The organism is Aquimarina aggregata (genome assembly GCF_001632745.1).
In the GTDB taxonomy this organism is placed as follows: Bacteria; Bacteroidota; Bacteroidia; order Flavobacteriales; family Flavobacteriaceae; genus Aquimarina; species Aquimarina aggregata.
Genome location: NZ_LQRT01000035.1, coordinates 400,883 through 422,945 on the forward strand (window position 1 = coordinate 400,883; position 22,063 = coordinate 422,945).

Below are 22,063 nucleotides of genomic sequence, written 5' to 3' on the forward strand. Positions count from 1 at the left end.
TATAAGAAGTTTATTATTAATTACGTAATTGAAAAAGTATATCCATAATTTCAATATCTGGCGTTTCGGTGATAGTGTAGGCAGTTGGAATACTTTTGGCTAAATCAGATGTTTGGTATTTTTGTAGAGATGTTATAGAATCCCAAACATAAACTCCTCCATATTCTCCCTCAATACCTGTTTTTACATAGTATTTTTGTAGAAGTCCTGGAATAGATTTAAAATTCAATTCTCTTTCTTTTGCTCTTCGTAATAACTCATCTTCTGGCAAATCTGATTTCAACTTTATAATTTGTAATATCATCATGAATAAGTTTTATTAGAAATGCAAGCTATTCATTTTTAATAATTGAAAATTGTAAAAATCGGTCGTTTTTATTTTTCAGTAATACTTTTGGTGTAAATCCAGTTATTTTCTTTATTCCTTTTATAAAATGTGGTTGATCAAAATAACCTTGTTGCGGATATAATTCTCCTTTTTTTATCTGACTAAAAGTAGCAGCTCCTTTTCTAATATTACTATACGTTTTTAATGAAAGACCAAAAGTGGATTGAAAATATCGATTTATTTGTCGTTCTGACCAATGAGCTGTTTGCGAATAATATTGAACAGTCTTATTTCCTTTTGTTTGATTAATCGATATTAACAGCTTCTCTTTTCTTGGATCAATTGAGTTTTCTTCTTCAATACATGATTGTAAATATTGGTTAAAATGTTCAAATATACTTGAGTCAACATATTCGCTAAGCTTATAAAGATGTGAGTCAGATTTTTCTAATTCTTTTATAGTATTGAGCATTGTGCTCATTTTTTTACGAATTATATTTTCGATGGCAAGCAACCTAAATTGTACACCATAAATCGTAGTTTCTGGCGCGATAAGTACATTTGTTTTTTGATCCCATAAGCCACTTAAAAACACCCCTTCTAAATTGTTCTTATGATAACAAATCAATACATCGAAAAATCCATCGGGGAATATCGTGTAATATTGAAAATCTTTATTCTTGTTTTCAATCTTCCAATAACATCTTACATAGTCCTTAAGGTTTTGATTAGGTTGTTGCTGAAAATAAATCATCCAAAATTGTTATTTTAAATTTTGTCACTTCTTATTTACATTTATCTATCTTATTCCTTTGTTATTTATTAATTCTATTCTCAATTAATTATGTACAACACTGTAGTAAAGTTACCCTGGTAACTATATTTCTTTATTATCAAGTATATAGTTTACTCTTTTTATGCTCTTAAGCCCATAAAACTAAATTTATCTTTTAAGAATTCATTACTAAAACCCACATAGATTCTTAAAAAGTTATATGTATATGATGATACTTTTTACCAAAAAAAACTTATTAAAACAGTAGTTAACACTAACAGTACAACAGATAATATTCTATAGTTTTTATACCAAGGCAAGCTGGCTAGTTCTTTGGTTTCTTCTGTAAAAATCTCCTTTTTATAGGTATACTCTACAATTTGTTCTTCAGATTGTGGCTTGGTGGATAAACTGGTAATAACATGTACTAGTAAACTAATCACAAAAAGCAGATTTGCTTTGGCTAGAAAATGTAACTCGTTAAGCTCTATTACAAGATCATATTTAAGAGATAAAATCATAAATAAGGCACAGGCGCCACCAATTAACAGACTAACAAATGCACCATTACCATTGGCCCTTTTCCAGAACATCCCTAATAAAAAGGCTGCCACTACAGGTGGACATGTAAATGCAATCACCAACTGTAAATACCCCCAAAGAGAATCACTTACTTTCTCTATCACGGGCACCCATAATGATGCAAGAATCACCAAAATCAAAGTCGCTATTTGCCCTGCACGCACCAATTGTTTACTAGTCATTTCTGGTCGTAACTGCTTTATAAAATCCATAGTTATCAATGTCGAAGCAGAGTTAAAAGTAGCAGAAACTGATGACATCATAGCGGCCATTAATCCTGCAACCACTAGACCTAATACCCCAACAGGTAATAATTGAAACAATAGCACAGGATACGTTAGGTTAGGACAATCTGAAAGACTCTGGCACATGGTACCATCTGCTAGTGGGTAATTTAACTCAGAAATATCTAATGTATTAAATAATAACAATGCTAATACACCAGGTACAATCATTATAAAAATAACAGGTAGCTTAAGCAATCCCGCAAAAAGTGCTCCCCATCGACCATGATTTAAATTTTTGGCCCCAAGAACACGTTGCACCATAAATTGATTATTAGCCCAAAAATAAAACCCTAATAAAGGCACACCAGTAAGTAATCCCCACCAAGGCATAAATTCGTCATTACTTGGTCTGACCAAACTAAAAACTTCATTAGCATTTTGTGGTATAAATTTTCCTTCCTCGGCTCTATTTCCAAAATTTACTTCACCGGCAGCAAGCATTCCGTCAAGTTTACCCATCATCGCATTCCAACCACCACCCAACTCATCAAATGCAAAATAGGTAAGCAAACAAGATCCTATAATTAGCAATACTGCTTGAATTACTTCGGTTTGGATTACAGAATTTAATCCCCCAGGTATCGTATATGCTGCTGCTGCAATAGCTAAACCTATTATGATAACCGTAGATGAGGTCTCTGGAAACAATAACTTAAGAACAATACTACCCACATACAATCCTGCCGCAGTATCTACCATTACATTACCGATAATGGTAATAAAAGAGAAATAATACCGTGACCTTTTATCGTATCTTTTTTGTAGAAATTCTGGCATTGTATACACTCCAGATTTTAAATAGAATGGTAAAAAGAATATGGCAAAAAATATCAAAACAACAACAGCATACCACTCGTAGTTATATACATTAATATTTGTTTGATAGGCATCTGAGGCTAATCCAACAAGAGTCGAACTTGAAATATTTGCAGAAAATAAAGCAATCCCAACAATTGGCCAGGTCATTGTACGACCTCCTAAAAAATAATCCTCTGAGCTTTCTCGTTTAGATTTTGATATTCCGTAGATAATAATCCCGATTAAATACACAACAATTACTGTAATGTCTACGTATGATAATTCATTCATATGTGAAATATTTATATTCTATTTTTAACATGAAGATTAGGGGATTAAAAATTAAATAGTTTTTAATTTTTAGCACAACGTCAATGAAATATACAAGATAATTACAAAATGATCGTTTTTTTGGAAGACAAAAAGCGTAAAACCAGCAATACAAACGTTTGTATTATTAAATTTTCAAAATCTATTTATTTTTCAGGAATTGTATGTTTCTATTTAATCCTGAAAACTTAGTTCTTTTTACTGCAGATTTCTGAAAGACTTTAGAAAATACGTCTTGGGTAATTTCTTCCCAATCTTTTTTTGTCATCTCTAACAATTCTGGTTTTGGATTAAAAAGGGGTTCATTATGCGCTTTTGAGAACCTATTCCATGGGCAAACATCCTGACAAACATCACATCCAAACATCCAGTCATCAAACTTACCTCTATAATCTTGCGGAATTTCTTCTTTTAATTCAATTGTAAAATAAGAGATGCATTTGCTGCCATCTACAACATAAGGTTCTACAATCGCTTGTGTTGGACAAGCATCTATACAGGCAGTGCAAGTACCGCAATGATCTGTAACTGGCGTATCATACTCTAATTCTAAATCTATAATTAATTCTGCAATAAAATAAAATGAGCCAACACGTTGTGTAATAAGGTTACTATTTTTTCCTATCCATCCTAATCCACTTTTTGCAGCCCAAGCTTTGTCCAGTACAGGAGCAGAATCTACAAAAGCTCGTCCGTGAACTTCTCCTACCTCCTCCTGGATAGTATGTAACAATTCTTTTAATTTATCCTTAATTACAAAGTGATAATCTGTTCCATAGGCATATTTTGATATTTTTGGAGCTTCCGGATCTTTCTGTGTTTCTGAAGGATAATAATTCAGCAATAAGGAAACTACACTTTTTGATTCTTCTACTAATTTTGTAGGATCTAAACGTTTATCAAAATGGTTTTCCATATACTGCATTTGGCCATGCATATTTTTATGTAACCATTTTTCTAGACGCGGGGCTTCTTCTTCTAAAAAACCAGCTTTACTAATCCCGCAAGAAAGAAATCCTAATCTTTTGGCTTCTGCCTTAATAAATTGAGTATGTTTTCTACGAGAATCCATATCAACTTTATCTTTGTGTAAATTTTAAAGTAGAGCCTTGTGGTTTTAGGGTGATTAAAGGATTTACCTGAATTTCTTCTGACGTTGTTGTAATTGTATATTGTTGAATCAATTCACTAACCACAACAATCATTTCATACATTGCAAAATTACTTCCAACACACATTCTTGGTCCTGCTCCAAAAGGAAAATACCAATCAGCATATTCTTTTTTATTTTCGGGGTTAAATCGATCTGGATTAAATACCAATGGTTCTTTCCAAAAATCTAGATGCCTATGAATTTCGAAAAATGAAATTAAAACTGTAGTTCCTTTCGGTAATTGAAGATCTTTATAGGTATCGGATTCAATAGCAACTCTGTCTGAAAAATATACTGGCGGATATAATCGCATTGCTTCTTCTATGCACTGTTTTGTATATTGACTTTTTGCAAATTGATCCATAATTGACAAATCTTCATCTTTAGATTTCATCACTTCATCATATGCCTTTTCTTGTATTTCTGGATGCATCCCTAGTAGTAATAATGAAAAGGTTAATGCATTTGATGTGGTTTCATGACCAGCTACAAAAAGAATCAAGATTTCATCTATTAGTTGCTCATTATTCATAGATGTACCATCATCATACTTTGATGCCAATAGCATATCTAAAAGATCATCATAAGTAGCAGTATCGTTTCTGCGTTGCTCAATAATAGTATTTAATATATTCCGTGCTTCATTTGTGAGCATTTTTGAACTCTTCATCTGCCCACTAAGATAGAACCACCATCGTTTATAAGGTTGTCGTATCTCTTTGATTAAAGAATTTTGAGCAGTTTCGGTGATGTATTGCAATCTAGAAATTGTATTCCCTGTATCGGTATAACTAAATAATGATTTTGCGACTACTTTAAACGCTAAATCACTCATAAACGGATGTATATCTACAGTTTGATTTGGCGTTATCTTAGACAACTCTTCTTTGATTGTTTCTTTAATGGTTCCTGCAATAAGATCTAGTTTCTTTTTATAAAAAGCAGGTTGTATTAGTCGTCTTTGTTTTAACCAATACTCGCCATTAGATGTCAACAAACCATTTCCGATATACCTACCTAAGTCTTTTGTTTGTAATGAGGACTTATGATACGAACGATGTTGATGTTGTAACATATGTTTTGCAAAACCAGCATCTCGAGTAAAAATTGCAGATTTTCCGAATCCTAAATTCACTTCAAACACATCTCCGTGCTTCTCAAAATTTTCATTGTGAAAAGGAAGCGGGTTTTTTAAAATACGTTTTGCATTTCTAAGTACTCTAAGAAATGAAACCTCAGGAATTGTCTTACTCATATATTGATCAAATAAATAATCTTAAAATAATCCACCCTGGATTCCGCCTTTGATGCGTCCCAGATGCTTATATGCTGCTTCAGTAACTTCTCTACCGCGTGGAGTACGCATAATAAATCCTTGTTGTATTAAAAATGGCTCGTATACTTCTTCTATAGTTTCTGCACTTTCACTTACTGCAGTTGCTAAAGTTGTAATCCCAACAGGGCCACCTTTAAACTTATCTATTAATGTGGTTAAAATCTTATTATCCATCTCATCCAAACCGTGAGCATCCACATTTAAAGCTTTTAAAGCGAATTTTGAAATTTCAATATCAATTTTACCGTTACCTTTAATTTGTGCAAAATCTCGTACTCTTCGTAAAAGAGCATTAGCAATTCTTGGTGTTCCTCTACTTCTTCCTGCAATTTCGATTGCTGCTTCCATAGAAATAGGAACATTAAGAATATGTGCACTTCGTTCTACTATCGTAGCAAGAAGTTCGGTTGTATAATATTGTAATCGTGATTGAATACCAAAACGTGCACGCATTGGGGCAGTTAGTAATCCGGACCTAGTTGTAGCACCGATAAGAGTAAAAGGATTAAGAGTAATTTGCACTGTACGCGCATTTGGACCACTCTCAATCATAATGTCGATCTTATAATCTTCCATTGCAGAATATAAGTACTCTTCTACAATAGGACTTAGACGGTGAATCTCATCGATAAATAAAACATCTCTCTCATCTAAATTAGTAAGCAATCCTGCCAGATCTCCCGGTTTATCCAAAACCGGTCCAGAGGTTACTTTTATACCAACACCAAGTTCGTTTGATAAAATATGTGCTAAAGTTGTTTTTCCTAGACCAGGAGGACCGTGAAACAGGGTATGATCCAGTGCCTCTCCTCTTAGATTAGCCGCCTGAACAAAAATCCTAAGATTTTCTAATACTTGATCTTGCCCAGCAAAGTCTTCAAATGTAAGAGGCCTTAATGCTCTTTCAATATCAAGATCTTCATTAGATAAATTATCGTTTGTTGGATTAAGATTTTCGTTCATTTTTTAATGCATTATCAATTCCCGAGTAGATTGCAAAACAAATATACTAGAAAAAGTCCAGCAGTATTGACATATCCCCTATCGAAAATAAAATACACTTAATTGTCAAAGCACATAAGCATTGCCAACACAACTAGACCTATTAGATGATTTTTATTTTTAATTAAAACGTAACTACCTATTATACAGATTAAAAAAAATTGTATATTGCATTTTGTATACAAAATACAATATTATTCATGATACAATATACAGATCTAAGTCAACCAATTTATGAACGATTAAAAGAAATGATCGTTAACGACGAATTGAAACCTGGAGAAAAAATAGTGCAAGAGAAAATTGCTGAATTATTGGGAGTAAGCAGAACCCCCTTAATGAAAGCACTTCTTACTTTAGAAAATGAGTTCTTAGTAGAAAGTATTCCTCGTCGCGGAATATTTGTAAGAACTCCTGATTTAAAAGAAATCATTGATGTATACTTTTGTCGAGAAGCTTTAGAAGGTATGGCTGCAAGATTATTAGCAGAACAACATGACACCTCAATTATCAAACAACTCAAAGATTGTTTTACACCTTTTATAGCGAAGAAAAAAATCAACACTAAAGCCTATGCCAAGGCAGACGAAAATTTTCACAAACTACTCATTAAACTTACCGGCAACACCCCTCTCGACAAAATTTACTTCTTTAGCAATATCCATGACAAGGTAATAGGCTACGGATTAGTGAGACCCCCAGAAGAGACTATGGAAGAGCATTTTAAAATCATTAATGCCATAGCAACTGGGGATTCTGATACTGCAGAACAATACGCAAGAGCTCATATCAGAAAATCAAGAGAAATATTAATTGATCAATATAAAAAAAGAACCAGTGAAGAATTATAATATTGCCGTTGTACCAGGAGACGGCATAGGAAACGAAATTGTACCCGAAGGAATAAAAGTTTTAGAAGCGGTTGCAAAAAAGCACAATTTTAGCATTACTACAGAAAGCTTTGATTGGGGTGCAGGGTACTACTTAAAAAACAAAAAGTTTCTACCAGAAGATGGCTTAGAGGTTTTAAAAAAATTTGATGCTATTTATTTTGGATCCGTTGGACTACCTGAAGTAGATGACACACTACCCGCAAAAGATTACACTTTCAAGGTAAGAACAAACTTTGAACAATACGTAAACTTTAGACCGGTTCGCACATACCCGGGAGTGCAAAGACCATTAAGAACAGAAAAACATATTGATTTTGTTATTATTAGAGAAAATACTGAAGGTGAATTTGTGCAGGTGGGTAGTCAATATTTACCAGATTCAGAAAATGGAATGGGAGTCGACACTAGTATTTTTACTCGAAAAGGTATAGAACGAATCGCACACTATGCCTTTAAACTTGCTCTTAAAAGAAGAAAAAAAGTCACACATATTACAAAGTCTAACACTTTAATCAATAGTCTTACCTATTGGGATAGAATCATAAAGGAAGTAGCACAACAATATCCAGAGGTAGCGCATGACCAAATGTATATTGACAATTCTACAGCAAACTTTGTCCTAAAGCCAGAAATCTTTGATGTTGTTCTAACCACTAATCTTTTTGGAGACATTCTTAGTGACTTAGGTGGTGCTGTTATGGGTAGTCTTGGTCTAGGTGGTAGTGGCAATATTAATCCTGAAAAAGATTTCCCTTCAATGTTTGAGCCTATTCATGGATCTGCCCCAGATATTGCAGGTCAAAATATAGCAAATCCCTATGGTCAGATTTGGTCGGGAGCATTAATGTTAGAGCATTTAGGAGAAGTAAAAGCAGCAGATGCGATTATGCAAGCCATTGATAGATCAACAAAACGCGGAGTTTTAACTGTTGATCTTGGTGGTAAATCCAGCACTGTAGATGTTGCGAATGCTGTAATACAAAATCTTTAAAAAAAGTCATGTATAACGTCGTTGATCTTACGGTTGCCTATTCTAATGAAATAAATGGTTTTACTATACAACCCAGTAAAACCATTGAAACCGATGGATGGAACGCCAGTATGTTGAGTTTTTACTCTCATTGCGGCACTCATATGGATGCTCCTATTCATTTCGATGTTACGAATCAGACTATTGATCAAATTTCAATTTCTAATTGTATAGGCAAGGCATGGATAATAGACGTTCGAAAAGTTAGTGCTAAAGGTTTACTGTACTCAGACCATATTCAACAAAATATAAAAGAGCGATTTATAGCTGGAGATAGTTTAATCTTTTGGACCAACTGGTCGCAACACATATATTCTCCTAAATACAGAGATGAATTACCCAGAATAAGTGAAGAACTGGCATTATGGTGCCTTGAAAACAAAGTGAAAATGATTGGTGTCGAACCACCATCTGTAGCAGATGTAAACAATATAGAAGAGGTCACTAAAATCCATCAAATTTTACTAAAAGGTGTGATAATTATTGAAGGACTCACCAATATTGATAAACTTAAATCTGATTGTGTAGAACTAATCGCATTACCATTAAAAATAACTGGTGGAGACGGTGCTCCTGCAAGAGTAATTGCCATTGAAAAATATTGATGAATATAATCCTATCTGAAATAGAAAAAGAATTACCTGTAGTCGATAAAACCGATTACAGGAGTCAGAACAATTCTCTTTTTTCTCAACTTCATAGGACTTGTATTGTTATTGATGACGACCCCACAGGTAATCAAACCGTTCATGATATTACATTACTAACTAAATGGGATGTAGAGACTATTGCTAATCAATTTCGAAAACAAAATCCAATATTCTTCATCCTTACCAACTCCAGAAGTTTAACTTCTTCTAAAACATCAATTATTTATAATGAAATTATTAGCAATATTACTATTGCTTCAACCATTACACAACGCAGGTTTTCTATTATTAGTCGCAGTGACTCTACTTTAAGAGGCCATTTTGTCGAAGAAACGAATGCTTTACAAAAAGCAAAAAAATATAAAGATGCAATTACAGTTTTTATACCTGCAATGTTTGAAGGAGGTAGAGTAACAGTAAATGACATTCACTATATATCAGACAGCAAACAATTAACCCCTGTTAATGAAACTCCTTTTTCAAAAGATCATTCTTTTGGATATACTGAAGCCAATCTGGTATCATGGATTATAGAAAAAACTAAAAATAAGATTAATTCATCAGAAATATCAACATTCTCAATTTCAGAAATTAGAACACAATCTATTCAACAATTATCCAGAAAAATAATTGACTTAACTCCCAATACATATTGTATTGTAAATACACTCAATTATTCTGACCTCGATAAGATAAGCCACGCTTTATTAAAAGCGCAAAAAGCAGGAAAAACTATCCTGTTTAGAACCTCTAGCTCATTTGTACCTAGTTACATTGGTCTTATAACAAAAGGACTGTTAAAAGCAAGAGATTTTATTGCCGACCTCCCTCAGAACGGTGGCTTACTTATCGTTGGTTCATATGTACAAAAATCTTCAGATCAATTAAAATACCTTTTAAAACATTGCAATCCTGAAAACGTAATAGAAATAGATGTACATCAAGCCTTAAATGAAGATACAAGTACCTATATCAAATCTATAATAACTGTTATAAACAATCAACTTCTACGTCATAATGATATCGTAATATACACCAGTCGAAAACTAATTACAGGAAAAAATACCGAAAGCACTATTGATATTGCCTCAAAAGTATCGTACCTACTCACCTCTTTAATACGCAAGATTTCTACGAGGCCTAAATATATATTAGCCAAGGGTGGCATCACCTCTCATGACATTGCAGTCCATGGACTCGGAATGAACCAATCAAATGTTCTTGGACAGATATTGCCTGGTGTTCCTGTTTGGGAAATGGGTAACGAAACTAAATTCCCAAAGCTACCCTATATTGTTTTTCCTGGAAATGTAGGAGATGAAAAATCATTACACACAATAACACAAAAATTATCTTAACATGACTATAGCATCTAGAAGGTATGGCTTTTTTGCAGGTTCTTTTTTCATCACATTACTACTTTATATTGATAGAGTATGTATATCATCTGCCAAAGAGGCTATTAGTACTGATCTCACTCTTACTGATATTGAAATGGGTTGGGTATTAAGTGCATTTGCCTTAGGGTATGCATTATTTCAAGTCCCAGGAGGAGCTTTAGGAGATAAATTTGGTGTACGAAAAGTAATGACGATCATCATGATCACATGGTCCTTATTTACGTCATTAACAGGTGCTGCATGGAATTATGTTTCGATGTTATGTTTCCGGTTTATTTTTGGAGCAGGAGAAGCAGGAGCTTTTCCAAACATATCAAGAGCTGCATTTTCTTGGGTTCCTCTAAAAGAACGTGGAATTTTTCAAGGTATAAATTTCTCTGGTTCACGTCTGGGAGCCGCATTTGCATTACCATTAGTAGCTTATCTTATTGATGCGTGGGGCTGGAGAACCATTTTTTACTTTTTTGGAGCTATTGGTATTGTTATAGCCTTACTATTTTATTGGATGTTTAGAAATACTCCTGAAGAACATAACGCAATTTCAGAAAAAGAAAAACAATACATTATTGAAAACCGTCAAAAAGAAAAAATATCAGACAATAAAGGAGTCTCAATTAAACAAATTTTAAGCTCTAAAAATGTTCTTTTTGCCATGGGTCAATACATTGGTAGCAATTTTATTTTCTTCTTTACACTTACTTGGTTATTTCCTTATATCAAGCAAAAATATGGACTTAATCTTGTAGACGCAGGGTTTTACGCCATGGTTCCATTATTAGCAGGCGCACTAGGAAATTGGGTTTCGGGATTTATGGTTGATGTTATCTATAAAAAAGGTAAATGGAAACTCTCGAGAAGAGTTCCTGCAATAACAGGATTCATATTTGTTATTATTGGTATTATCTCAAGTTTATACATGAATACGCCTCTTGGTGCTGTTTTATGCATCTCTATTGCTATATTTGGTGCAGATATGACTCTAAGTCCCTCATGGTCTTTTTGTATGGATATAGGGCAAGAAAATTCTGGTAAAGTATCAGGAATGATGAATATGGCAGGAAATCTGGGAGCATTTGCGACAGCTCTTGCTTTTCCTTATTTACAAGAATGGACAGGATCAAATGATCCTTTCTTTTATACTGCCGCTGTATTAGCAGGAGTCGCAATTATATTTTGGTTAAATATGAATCCCGATAAAACCGTTGTGAATGACTAAGAAATTGAAAGGTGTAGCTATAGGAGCAGGATACTTTAGTAGATTTCAATATGAAGCTTGGACCAGAATACCTGAAGTAGCAATCACTGCGCTCTGTGATTTAAATACTACTCGTGCAAAAGAGGTCAAGAATACCTACTTGATTAAAAAACAATATCAGGATTACAAAGAAATGCTAATTCAAGAAAAACCTGATTTTGTTGATATTATTACGCCTCCAGAAACACATTTTGAAATGTGCTGTTTTGCAGCTGATCAAGGAATAGATATTATTTGTCAAAAACCATTGGCTCCAACTTATGAAGAAGCTATTCGACTTGTCGCTTATGTTAAAAGTAAAGGAGTACGATTTGTTGTTCATGAAAATTTTCGCTTTCAGCCTTGGCATAGAGAAATAAAAAAAATTATTGATCATAATGAAATTGGTGACCTTTTTAATCTGAATTTCAGGTCACGATTAGGCGATGGCTGGGGTAATGATGCCTATCTTGAAAGGCAACCCTATTTTCGGGACTACGAAAAATTATTAATTTATGAAACAGGTGTACATTACATAGACACTTTTAGATATCATGCAGGTGAAATCAAAAATGTATATGCAATACTAAAAAAACTAAACCCAATTATTAAAGGCGAAGATTGTGGTATGATGATCCTTAACTTTAAAAATAACGCACACGCCACCTGGGATGCCAATCGCTATAATGAGAGTAATTATCTATCCCCTAGATATACTTTTGGAGAATATCTTATCGACGGTTCAAAAGGCTCTATTAGATTATATCCAGACGGAAAAATAACTATACAACTACTGGGTGAAAACGAAAAAGAACATGCGTACACACATAATGATATTGGTTTTGCTGGAGACTGTTGTTATCTCTTTCAAAGAGATTACGTAGACAACATGATTTTTGATGGGGTTTTTGAAACTAATGTAGATAATTATTTAAAAAACCTTAGTGCCCAAGAGGCAGTATATCAATCTGCAAAAATTAACATGCCTGTTGAGGTTTAACTCCAAAAAACTTAGTTTAAACTAAATAAATTTCATTAAACAACTAAGACATATCTATAAACCCTTTTCTCTAATATAGGTGTATTACTACAACACTCTATACAGACAAGATTTGTTCTCTCTTCTTAGAAAAAGTGTAAAACAAAAGGTGCAAATTCCCTAAAAAAGGGGATGTTCTACCTATAACTTTTGTTGTTTATTTGCCGCATAAATATTAACTACAAACTAACAAATTATGAAAAAATCAAACGTACTTGGCTTTACTAGAATGTCTTGTATGCTAGCACTAGCTGCGGCACTATTAAGTTGTGAAAAAGAAAATGACACCACAGCTGTATCGGTAATCAACTCTACTGAAACTAATTTTTCGCAAGAATTAGCATTTCCAAATAAAACTGGAGATTTAAAAGAAGTTCTTCTGAACAATCAAACAGTTATTGTTGAAGAAATTAACAACAATTATGTTTATCAGGGTGATATTTTGATTAATCCAAATATTGAAAATACCCTTGAAGAAAAAAGTGTTGGTCGATCATTAGATAAATGGAAATGGCCAAATAGAACTGTATTTTTTACCATAGACAGTAATTTACCTAATCAAGCCAGAGTTACAGATGCCATTGCTCATTGGGAGCAAGAAACTGATCTAAGATTTGTAAGACGAACAAATCAGCGTGACTATATTCGTTTTAGAAACGGTAATGGATGTTCATCATTCGTAGGTAGACAAGGAGGTGCTCAAAACATAACACTTGCAAATGGTTGTTCTACTGGAAATACTATTCATGAAATTGGTCATGCAATTGGATTATGGCATGAACAAAGTAGAGCTGACAGAGACAGATACATAAACATTAACTTTAATAATATCGAAAATGGAAGAGCATTCAATTTTCAGACTTATGGACAGCAAAACCAAGACGGAAATGAATATACTTCTGCTTTAGATTTTGGAAGTATAATGATGTACGGACCATTTGCATTTTCTAAGAATGGACAACCAACTATTACTAGAAAAAATGGAACTACATATAGTGTACAAAGAAATGCTTTATCTCAACAAGATATTGATGGTATCGAAAGAAGGTATGCTAATGTGTCTTTTTGGTTAACAAATAATCGAAGAGGAGCTTCTAGAGGTCAAAAGATTATTGACGGTAGCGTTAGAGGAATAAAAGTAAGAGAACAATCTGGATATGGCGTTATCAATGCTGCTATTACCAGAGGCAGTGTCTCATCTGCTTGGACAACAACCAACACTAGAGGACGTATCAAATCTGTTTCTTTTAGCAACCCAAATGATTATGCTACTGGGATTGAAGTAAGAGAACAATATGGTTATGGAATCATTGATGTAAGGCTTATTAGCCAAAATGGAAACAAAACTCCTTGGGCGACTAATAATCCAAGAGCGAATAGAGTTTTAAGGTACAATGCTCCTTCTGGAAGATTTATTACTGGAATTGAAGCTCAAGAACAAAGTGGATATGGAATAATTGACTTAAGAGTTTTTGTAAACAACTAGATATAACACAAATTTTAATCACGTAATAGATTTGTAATCATAATCTAATAAAGGCTGCTACTAACATATAGCAGCCTTTTAACTTTATCAAACTTCTATAGGTTATATTACTTAATGGCAAACTTAACCCATACTCCATTCTTATATTTCAAACATTCTAAAACTTCTCTTTTATAAATTTCCATATTATAGATATGATAAAAGTAAATAGTGATTAATTTCTGCTTTAAATATTAGTTCTACGAGTAGATCTTTTAAGAATCTATTATATCTAAACAAGGTTTTTAAACAGTTTTATAGTTACATAAGTGATACAACTCTTTACTGTTCGATTGTACGTATAAAAAAAGCTCTTTCCTAGATGAAAGAGCTTTTATATTTTAAACATCAATATAAATCATTAATGATGCATTTCTTCTTCGTTATCCTGCAATGGTACGATTTGAGGAACAAAGTCCTGTCCAGCAATTACATACTCACCATTTTCATTAGTTTTACTGTAATCGTAAGGCCATCTATATACGCTAGGGATTGCTCCTGGCCAGTTACCATGCATATGCTCTACTGGTGTAGTCCACTCTAAAGTATTTGAACTCCATGGATTTTGCGTTGCTTTCTTACCATAGAACATAGAATGAATAAAGTTATATAAGAATACTAACTGTGCCGCAGCGGTAATTAATGCAAATACTGTTATTAACACATTAGTATCTTGTAAATCATCAAAATATGGGAAATTAGAATTTGTATAGTAACGACGTGGTAATCCTGCCATACCAATGAAGTGCATTGGGAAGAATACTCCGTACGCACCAATTGCTGTTACCCAAAAATGTACATATCCCAAGTTTTTATTCATCATTTTACCATACATCTTAGGGAACCAATGATATACACCTGCAAATAATCCATAAAGAGCAGATATTCCCATTACTAAGTGGAAATGCGCTACTACAAAATACGTATCGTGCACATTAATATCAAGAGTACTATCACCAAGAATGATTCCTGTAAGACCACCTGTTATAAAAGTAGATACCAATCCAATAGAGAATAACATTGCTGGGTTAAGTTGCAAATTACCTTTCCATAGTGTAGTGATATAGTTAAATGCTTTTACTGCTGATGGTATAGCGATCAATAATGTTGTAAATGTAAATACTGATCCTAAAAATGGATTCATTCCCGATATAAACATATGGTGACCCCATACAATTGTAGATAAGAATGCAATTGCTAATATAGAAGCAACCATCGCTCGGTATCCAAAAATTGGTTTACGTGAATTTGTAGCTATTATCTCTGAAGTAATACCCAATGCCGGTAATAAAACGATATACACTTCTGGGTGACCTAAGAACCAAAATAAATGTTCAAATAATACAGGTGACCCACCTTGATTATGTAATACTTCTCCTTGAATATAGATATCACTTAAATAGAACGAAGTACCAAAACTTCTATCCATTATTAATAGTAAAGCTGCAGATAATAAAACTGGAAATGATACAACACCGATGATCGCAGTTACAAAGAACGCCCAAATTGTAAGTGGCATTCTTGTCATAGACATCCCTTTAGTTCTAAGGTTTATAACCGTTACCACATAATTTAATGACCCTAATAAAGATGATGCTATAAATATAGCCATCGATACTAACCATAAAGTCATCCCTGTTCCGGAACCACCAATTGCCTGTGGCAATGCACTTAAAGGTGGGTAAATTGTCCAACCTGCAGATGCTGGCCCAGCTTCGGCAAATAATGATAGCACCATGATTACACTACTTAAGAAGAATAACCAGTACGATATCATATTTAAGAATCCTGAAGCCATATCACGTGCTCCAATTTGTAATGGAATTAGTAAGTTACTAAATGTACCACTCAAACCTGCAGTAAGTACAAAGAATACCATGATAGTACCGTGAATAGTTACTAAAGCCAAGTACATACTTGGATCCATAACCCCATCTTTACCAAATTTACCAAGTAAAACTTCATAAACTGTAAACTGGTGATCTGGCCATGCCAATTGCATTCTAAACAATAAAGACATTGCAATACCAATAATTCCCATAATCAAACCAGTAATCAAATACTGCTTAGAGATCATTTTATGATCTTGACTAAAAATATATTTAGTAATAAATGTCTCCTTATGGTGCCCGTGATCGTCGTGACCGTGATCGTGGTTATCTCCTTGATGTGCTGACATAACGCTCATTTCTTTTTTAATATACTATATTAATTTTTCTTTCTCTTCTTAGTTGCTTGCTTGTGCAGATAATTGTTCTCCAAAAGTTGGTTGTGTTTTTAACCAAGCTTCATAATCCTTTTCAGATTCTACAACAATCTTCATTTGCATATTATAGTGAGATGCTCCACAAATTTTATTACATAACAAATAATACTCGAATTCGTATGTTTCTAAAGCCTCGTCACCTTTTGCAACTAATTTTTTACTCTTTTCTTTTCTAATTTTATTGATCGTAGCAACTTTCTCAACCATAAAATCACTATTCTTCATCTCTTCAGAAGTCATTGTAGGTGTATATGAAAATTCTGTGATCATACCAGGAACAACATTCATCTGTGCTCTAAAGAAAGGCATATATGCAGAGTGCAATACATCCTGTGATCTCATCTTAAAGATAACCTTTCTATTAACAGGTAAATGTAATTCGGTAGTTATTTTATCATCTTTACCATAATTGTCTGCAACATCAATACCTAATGTATTAATTCCTTCAATAAAACGAACATTCGCTTTACCTAGTTCATTATCTGATCCAGCATATCTTGCTCTCCAATCAAACTGATAAGCATATAATTCGACAATTAATGGATCTCCTTCTTCTTCGTCGATATTCATAATATCGGTCCAAGTAAATAAACCATAAATAATTAATCCAGCTAATACGATTACCGGAATTATCGTCCAAATAAATTCTAATTTATCATTATCAGCAAAGAATAAAGCTTGATTTCCTTTCTTACCTCTGTATTTGTATGCGAAATAGTGTAACAATCCTTGTGTAAGGAATTGAACAATAAATATAAGCACCATAGAGATGAACATCAATTGATCATAATCTACCCCATGCTCAGAAGCCGATTCTGGAAGGAAGAACGTATGATACTGCACAAAGCAATATAAGGTTAATAAGTACATGAATATTACAAATGCAAGCATAAGCTTACCTTGTAAATTGTTATCCTTATCATTTGCGACTTGAGAATTATCCGCATTCTTTAATTGAGACAATTTCAAAATTTTTGACATTTGCCACAATGTAATTCCGAAAAGCGCTATAACTACTATGGTTAAAAATACACTCATTTTTATCTATCTTCTTATTTTACAATTCAAATTTTAATAATGGAAATGTTTACTTTCCTCTAAATACGGATTACCCTTAGCAAGCAACGGAGCTTTTGTTAGTGCTCTGAACACTACAAATAAGAACAGTCCTAAGAACAATAACACAGCGCTTATTTCGCTAATCCCAATAAACCAAGATTCACCAACAGTTGCAGGCATAACCATATTATATACATCTATATAGTGACCACAAAGGATTACAATTCCTGCCATTACCACGAACCAATTTACACGTTTAAAGTCACTATTCATTAACACTAATAAAGGGAAAATGAAATTCATTACTAACATTCCGAAGAATGGAAGTTTATAATCTTCGATACGTGTAATGAAATAGGTTACCTCTTCTGGTATATTCGAATACCAAATCAGCATAAATTGAGAGAACCAAAGGTATGTCCAGAAAATACTAATACCGAACATAAATTTAGCCAAATCATGTATATGACTATTATTTACAAATTCTAAATATCCTTTAGATTTAAGGTAAATTGTTATCAGTGCAATTGTAGTAATTCCCGATACAAATAAACTTGCAAACACATACCAACCAAATAATGTACTAAACCAGTGCGGATCAAAACTCATTATCCAATCCCATGACATCATTGATTCTGTATAAATAAAGAATACTAAGAATCCAGCTGCAATTTTAAAACTTTTCTTATACCAAACGTTACCTTCAGGGCTTTCGTCTTGTTTTCTAGAAAATTTAACGGCAAAATGGCGATATAATAACCAACCACCCATAAAAATAGCCGCTCTAATTATAAAACCAGTTCCGTTTAACCAACCTGATTTACCTTGGATTAATTTATCATGTGCAACAACTTCTGGATCTGCCCACACGAATAAATGGTTTACATGAAATCCTGATAAAGCCAAGATTACAAATAAGATCAAACCACCGGGAACTAGATATGCAGTAATTGCCTCCATTACCCTAAACAATACAGGAGACCATCCTGCTTGCGCCGCAAATTGTATCGCATAAAATGCAAGTACACCTAAAGCGATCATAAAAAAGAAGAACGCTGCAATGTATAATGAAGCCCAAGGCTTATTTTGTAGTTGATGTAAAATGTGTTCATAATGTGCGTCACCTCCATGAGCATCTTCAGCATGTGATTCTCCATGAGACGCGGCTTGTACTGCTTCACCATGACCACCTCCATGAGCGTCGTGCGCTGCCATCATTTCTTTTACCTCTTCTATAGAACCAGGTCTATCAGCAAATCCTATAACAAGACCTACAAGACCTACAACCATAAGGATGATAGAAAATAATCTTAATCTATTTGATAGCGTATACATATCTTTATAATATCGTTATTCTTAACTTTTTACTACTGCACTAGTGTGCGTTACTATGTTCTTCTGTTGATTCGTGATGATCTTCTTCTGTTGCTGTATGATGATCTTCTTTGATCTTTTCTGTTTCAACAATAGCAACATCAGCATCAATTCTCGGTGTTTTACCTTCGAGATCTGCTTTTAGTTTTTCAACATATTGAACAATCTGCCAACGTTCATGTTCATTAGTCTGAGAAGCATAAGACCCCATAGAATTAATCCCGTAGTACATTACATGATAGATACTTCCTTCTGTAATAGCTCTACCTGCATCATCGTAACTTGGTACTCCTAGAATCTTTTCTCTTTTTACTAAAGTTCCTTTTCCGTTTCCTTTATCTCCATGGCAAATCGCACAATAAATATTGTAAAGCTCTTTACCTTTTTCTTCATTTTCTTTTGTGTATCGAATAGGATTCTTTAATGTATCCTTAGCCAGTTGATACCCTTCGTTAGAGTTTTCAAAGTCATACGGCATCCAACCTCTTGGGATAGATCCTTCTGCTGGTAATTTAGCTTCTTGTCCATTTTCTCCAAATACACCATACTCACCATAAGTCTCGTAACCTACAGACTCATACATATTTGGCATATACTGATAATTTGGCTTTGTATCTTTTTGACAAGAAACAACACTAATCATCACTACTGCGGCTGCTAATATTTTAATAGTATTTTTCATTAGTACTAATGGTTATCTTCTTCCTTATCTATTACTTTAATTTCTACTGCTCCTGTGTCTCCTAATAAACTAGTTAGTTTATTAACATCATGATTTCCAGCATCAACTTCCATTAAGAAATGATCATCTGTAGTTCTTACATCAGGATTTTCTGCTTTTTTAAATGGCCATAATCTACTTCTCATATAAAAAGTAATTACCATTAAATGCGCTGCAAAAAATACAGTAAGTTCAAACATGATAGGCACAAATGCGGGCATGTTTTCAAGGTAACTAAAACTTGGTTTACCACCGATATCTTGTGGCCAGTCCTCGATCATAATAAAATTCATCATTAAGATCGCAACTGTTAACCCAACACAACCATACATAAAAGCTGTAATAGCTAATCTGGTATGTGGTAATCCCATTGCTTTATCAAGTCCGTGAACTGGAAAAGGTGTAAATATCTCTTCGATATGATAATGTTCTGCTCGAACTTTCTTAACAGCGTCCATCAGAACGTCGTCATCTATATATAATGCATGTATAACTTTTGATGCCATACTATTAGTTATTTTTAAGTTGTTCTGCCTGACCAGCCCAATCATCACGTTGTGCTCTACCAGGGAAAGATCCTGTTATACTATCTAATAAATCGTACTCTGCTTTAGTCATTTTACTTACTTGATCGAAAGTAAATATTCCAATCTCGTTAAGTTTATTTTCCATAACAGGTCCAATTCCGTTTACTTTCTTAAGATCATCAGCAGTTTGTGTAGAAGCATCAAAAGTACCTAAATTATCAAGTAAACTATTGATGTCATCTTGACTAGCTTCCTTAGCTTCTGTCTTTTCTACTACTTGCTCTGCCACTACCTCTTCTGTAGTAATCTTCACGTTACTTTTTGGTAATTGATCTCTATGATCAATCCCAGCTTCTCTTAATTTTTTATACTTCTCTCCCGAAGATTTCAAAATAGTTTTTACTTCAGCTTGTGCAATCACTGGGAATGTACGCGCATATAATAAGAACAATACGAAGAAGAATCCTATCGTTCCGATAAAAATTCCTATATCAACAAAAGTAGGAGAGAACATTGTCCATGAAGATGGTAAATAATCTCTATGTAATGATGTTACAATAATTACAAAACGCTCAAACCACATCCCTATATTTACAACAATAGAAATAAAGAAAGAGAACATGATACTTCTTCTCAGTTTTGGGAACCACATAAACTGTGGAGAGAATACGTTACACGTCATCATTGCCCAATATGCCCACCAGTAAGGTCCAGTTGCTCTATTTAAGAAAGCATACTGTTCGTACTCTACTCCAGAGTACCATGCAACAAACAGTTCTGTTATATATGCTACACCCACTATAGAACCAGTAATCATGATTACAATATTCATTAATTCTATATGCTGGATAGTAATGTAGTCTTCTAGATTAGAAACCTTTCTCATGATAATAAGTAAGGTATTTACCATTGCAAATCCTGAGAAGATTGCCCCTGCCACAAAATAAGGAGGGAAAATCGTAGTATGCCACCCTGGTATTACAGACGTAGCAAAATCAAAAGATACAATTGTATGTACAGAAAGTACAAGTGGTGTTGCCAAACCTGCAAGTACTAAAGACACTTCTTCAAAACGTTGCCAGTCTTTTGCTCTTCCACTCCATCCAAAAGAAAGGATACCGTATATCTTTTTATTAAATGGTGTAATTGCTCTATCTCTGATCATCGCAAAATCTGGTAATAAACCTGTCCACCAGAAAACTAATGATACTGATAAATACGTAGAAATTGCAAATACATCCCAAAGTAAGGGTGAATTAAAGTTTACCCACAGAGATCCAAATTGATTTGGAATAGGCAGTACCCAATATGCTAACCATGGTCTACCCATGTGAATAATTGGGAACAAACCTGCTTGAATAACCGAGAAAATGGTCATCGCTTCTGCAGATCTGTTAATTGCCATTCTCCATTTTTGACGGAAAAGCAATAGTACTGCAGAAATCAGTGTTCCGGCGTGACCTATACCTACCCACCATACAAAATTGGTGATATCCCAGGCCCAACCTACTGTTTTATTTAATCCCCAGGTTCCTATACCTGTAGAAACTGTATATATTATACAACCTATCCCCCAAAGGAAAGCAATAAGCGCGATAGAAAATACAATCCACCATGATTTGTTTGCTTTACCTTCAACTGGTGCTGCAACATCGACAGTTACGTCGTGGTACGTTTTATCGCCAGTTACTAAAGGCTTTCTTATAGGTGCTTCGTAATGAGACATAATCCTTTATAATTGAATTGATTCTTTA

The 22,063-nt window shown here is 33.8% G+C and carries 19 protein-coding genes; 7 read left to right on the forward strand and 12 right to left on the reverse strand.

The window, feature by feature from the left end; genetic code table 11:
* Positions 1 to 16 precede the first annotated feature (16 nt).
* From AWE51_RS20090 to ruvB, 6 genes are all read right to left on the reverse strand, one after another.
* Positions 17 to 307, reverse strand: a complete 291-nt coding sequence (locus tag AWE51_RS20090; RefSeq protein WP_157766183.1) for a hypothetical protein — start codon at positions 305 to 307, stop codon at positions 17 to 19.
* Positions 308 to 332: 25 nt separating this feature from the next.
* On the reverse strand, positions 333 to 1,082 hold the full coding sequence (locus tag AWE51_RS20095; protein ID WP_066317342.1) for a helix-turn-helix domain-containing protein: 750 nt from the start codon (positions 1,080 to 1,082) through the stop codon (positions 333 to 335).
* Between the two features lie 260 nt (positions 1,083 to 1,342).
* Positions 1,343 to 3,061: a sodium:solute symporter gene (locus AWE51_RS20100; protein WP_066317348.1), complete on the reverse strand. Its 1,719-nt coding sequence runs from the start codon at positions 3,059 to 3,061 to the stop codon at positions 1,343 to 1,345.
* A gap of 181 nt (positions 3,062 to 3,242) precedes the next feature.
* Positions 3,243 to 4,172, reverse strand: a complete 930-nt coding sequence (queG, locus tag AWE51_RS20105; RefSeq protein ID WP_066317349.1) for a tRNA epoxyqueuosine(34) reductase QueG — start codon at positions 4,170 to 4,172, stop codon at positions 3,243 to 3,245.
* Positions 4,173 to 4,179: 7 nt separating this feature from the next.
* Entirely contained in the window at positions 4,180 to 5,508 is a 1,329-nt protein-coding gene (locus AWE51_RS20110; RefSeq protein ID WP_066317350.1) for a cytochrome P450, read from the reverse strand.
* 21 nt (positions 5,509 to 5,529) lie between these two features.
* The gene (gene ruvB / locus AWE51_RS20115) at positions 5,530 to 6,552 is read right to left on the reverse strand and encodes a Holliday junction branch migration DNA helicase RuvB (RefSeq protein ID WP_066317351.1); all 1,023 of its coding nucleotides are present in this window, start codon (positions 6,550 to 6,552) and stop codon (positions 5,530 to 5,532) included.
* A 239-nt stretch (positions 6,553 to 6,791) separates the two neighbouring features.
* Between ruvB and AWE51_RS20120 the strand changes: the two genes are divergently transcribed.
* From AWE51_RS20120 to AWE51_RS20150, 7 genes are all read left to right on the forward strand, one after another.
* Positions 6,792 to 7,442 (forward strand): GntR family transcriptional regulator, encoded by a 651-nt coding sequence (locus tag AWE51_RS20120; protein WP_066317354.1) that lies wholly within the window; start codon positions 6,792 to 6,794, stop codon positions 7,440 to 7,442.
* Complete coding sequence (locus AWE51_RS20125; protein WP_066317818.1) at positions 7,429 to 8,475, forward strand: isocitrate/isopropylmalate dehydrogenase family protein; 1,047 nt, start codon at positions 7,429 to 7,431, stop codon at positions 8,473 to 8,475. The genes AWE51_RS20120 and AWE51_RS20125 overlap by 14 nt, the downstream gene beginning before the upstream one ends.
* 8 nt (positions 8,476 to 8,483) lie before the next feature.
* On the forward strand, positions 8,484 to 9,119 hold the full coding sequence (locus AWE51_RS20130; protein ID WP_066317358.1) for a cyclase family protein: 636 nt from the start codon (positions 8,484 to 8,486) through the stop codon (positions 9,117 to 9,119).
* Positions 9,119 to 10,522, forward strand: a complete 1,404-nt coding sequence (locus AWE51_RS20135; RefSeq protein WP_066317360.1) for a four-carbon acid sugar kinase family protein — start codon at positions 9,119 to 9,121, stop codon at positions 10,520 to 10,522. The genes AWE51_RS20130 and AWE51_RS20135 overlap by 1 nt, the downstream gene beginning before the upstream one ends.
* A gap of 1 nt (position 10,523) precedes the next feature.
* Positions 10,524 to 11,780, forward strand: a complete 1,257-nt coding sequence (locus AWE51_RS20140) for an MFS transporter (protein ID WP_066317363.1) — start codon at positions 10,524 to 10,526, stop codon at positions 11,778 to 11,780.
* On the forward strand, positions 11,773 to 12,798 hold the full coding sequence (locus tag AWE51_RS20145; protein ID WP_066317366.1) for a Gfo/Idh/MocA family protein: 1,026 nt from the start codon (positions 11,773 to 11,775) through the stop codon (positions 12,796 to 12,798). The genes AWE51_RS20140 and AWE51_RS20145 overlap by 8 nt, the downstream gene beginning before the upstream one ends.
* A 235-nt stretch (positions 12,799 to 13,033) precedes the next feature.
* The gene (locus AWE51_RS20150) at positions 13,034 to 14,323 is read left to right on the forward strand and encodes a M12 family metallopeptidase (protein WP_066317368.1); all 1,290 of its coding nucleotides are present in this window, start codon (positions 13,034 to 13,036) and stop codon (positions 14,321 to 14,323) included.
* Between the two features lie 400 nt (positions 14,324 to 14,723).
* On the opposite strand, the gene AWE51_RS20155 is transcribed toward AWE51_RS20150, so the two are convergent.
* From AWE51_RS20155 to nrfD, 6 genes are read right to left on the reverse strand one after another with little or no spacing between them, the layout of a single operon-like run.
* Positions 14,724 to 16,541: a cytochrome c oxidase subunit I gene (locus AWE51_RS20155; RefSeq protein WP_066317369.1), complete on the reverse strand. Its 1,818-nt coding sequence runs from the start codon at positions 16,539 to 16,541 to the stop codon at positions 14,724 to 14,726.
* Positions 16,542 to 16,589: 48 nt separating this feature from the next.
* The gene (locus AWE51_RS20160) at positions 16,590 to 17,666 is read right to left on the reverse strand and encodes a cytochrome c oxidase subunit II (RefSeq protein ID WP_066317370.1); all 1,077 of its coding nucleotides are present in this window, start codon (positions 17,664 to 17,666) and stop codon (positions 16,590 to 16,592) included.
* Positions 17,667 to 17,699: 33 nt separating this feature from the next.
* On the reverse strand, positions 17,700 to 19,022 hold the full coding sequence (locus AWE51_RS20165; RefSeq protein WP_066317371.1) for a quinol:cytochrome C oxidoreductase: 1,323 nt from the start codon (positions 19,020 to 19,022) through the stop codon (positions 17,700 to 17,702).
* 40 nt (positions 19,023 to 19,062) lie between these two features.
* Positions 19,063 to 19,743, reverse strand: a complete 681-nt coding sequence (locus AWE51_RS20170; RefSeq protein ID WP_066317373.1) for a c-type cytochrome — start codon at positions 19,741 to 19,743, stop codon at positions 19,063 to 19,065.
* A 5-nt stretch (positions 19,744 to 19,748) separates the two neighbouring features.
* Entirely contained in the window at positions 19,749 to 20,288 is a 540-nt protein-coding gene (locus tag AWE51_RS20175) for a DUF3341 domain-containing protein (RefSeq protein ID WP_066317375.1), read from the reverse strand.
* 4 nt (positions 20,289 to 20,292) lie between these two features.
* Positions 20,293 to 22,038 carry an NrfD/PsrC family molybdoenzyme membrane anchor subunit gene (nrfD, locus tag AWE51_RS20180; RefSeq protein ID WP_082832527.1) on the reverse strand — a complete coding sequence of 582 codons (1,746 nt, stop codon included), beginning with the start codon at positions 22,036 to 22,038 and terminating at the stop codon, positions 20,293 to 20,295.
* Positions 22,039 to 22,063: the final 25 nt, after the last annotated feature.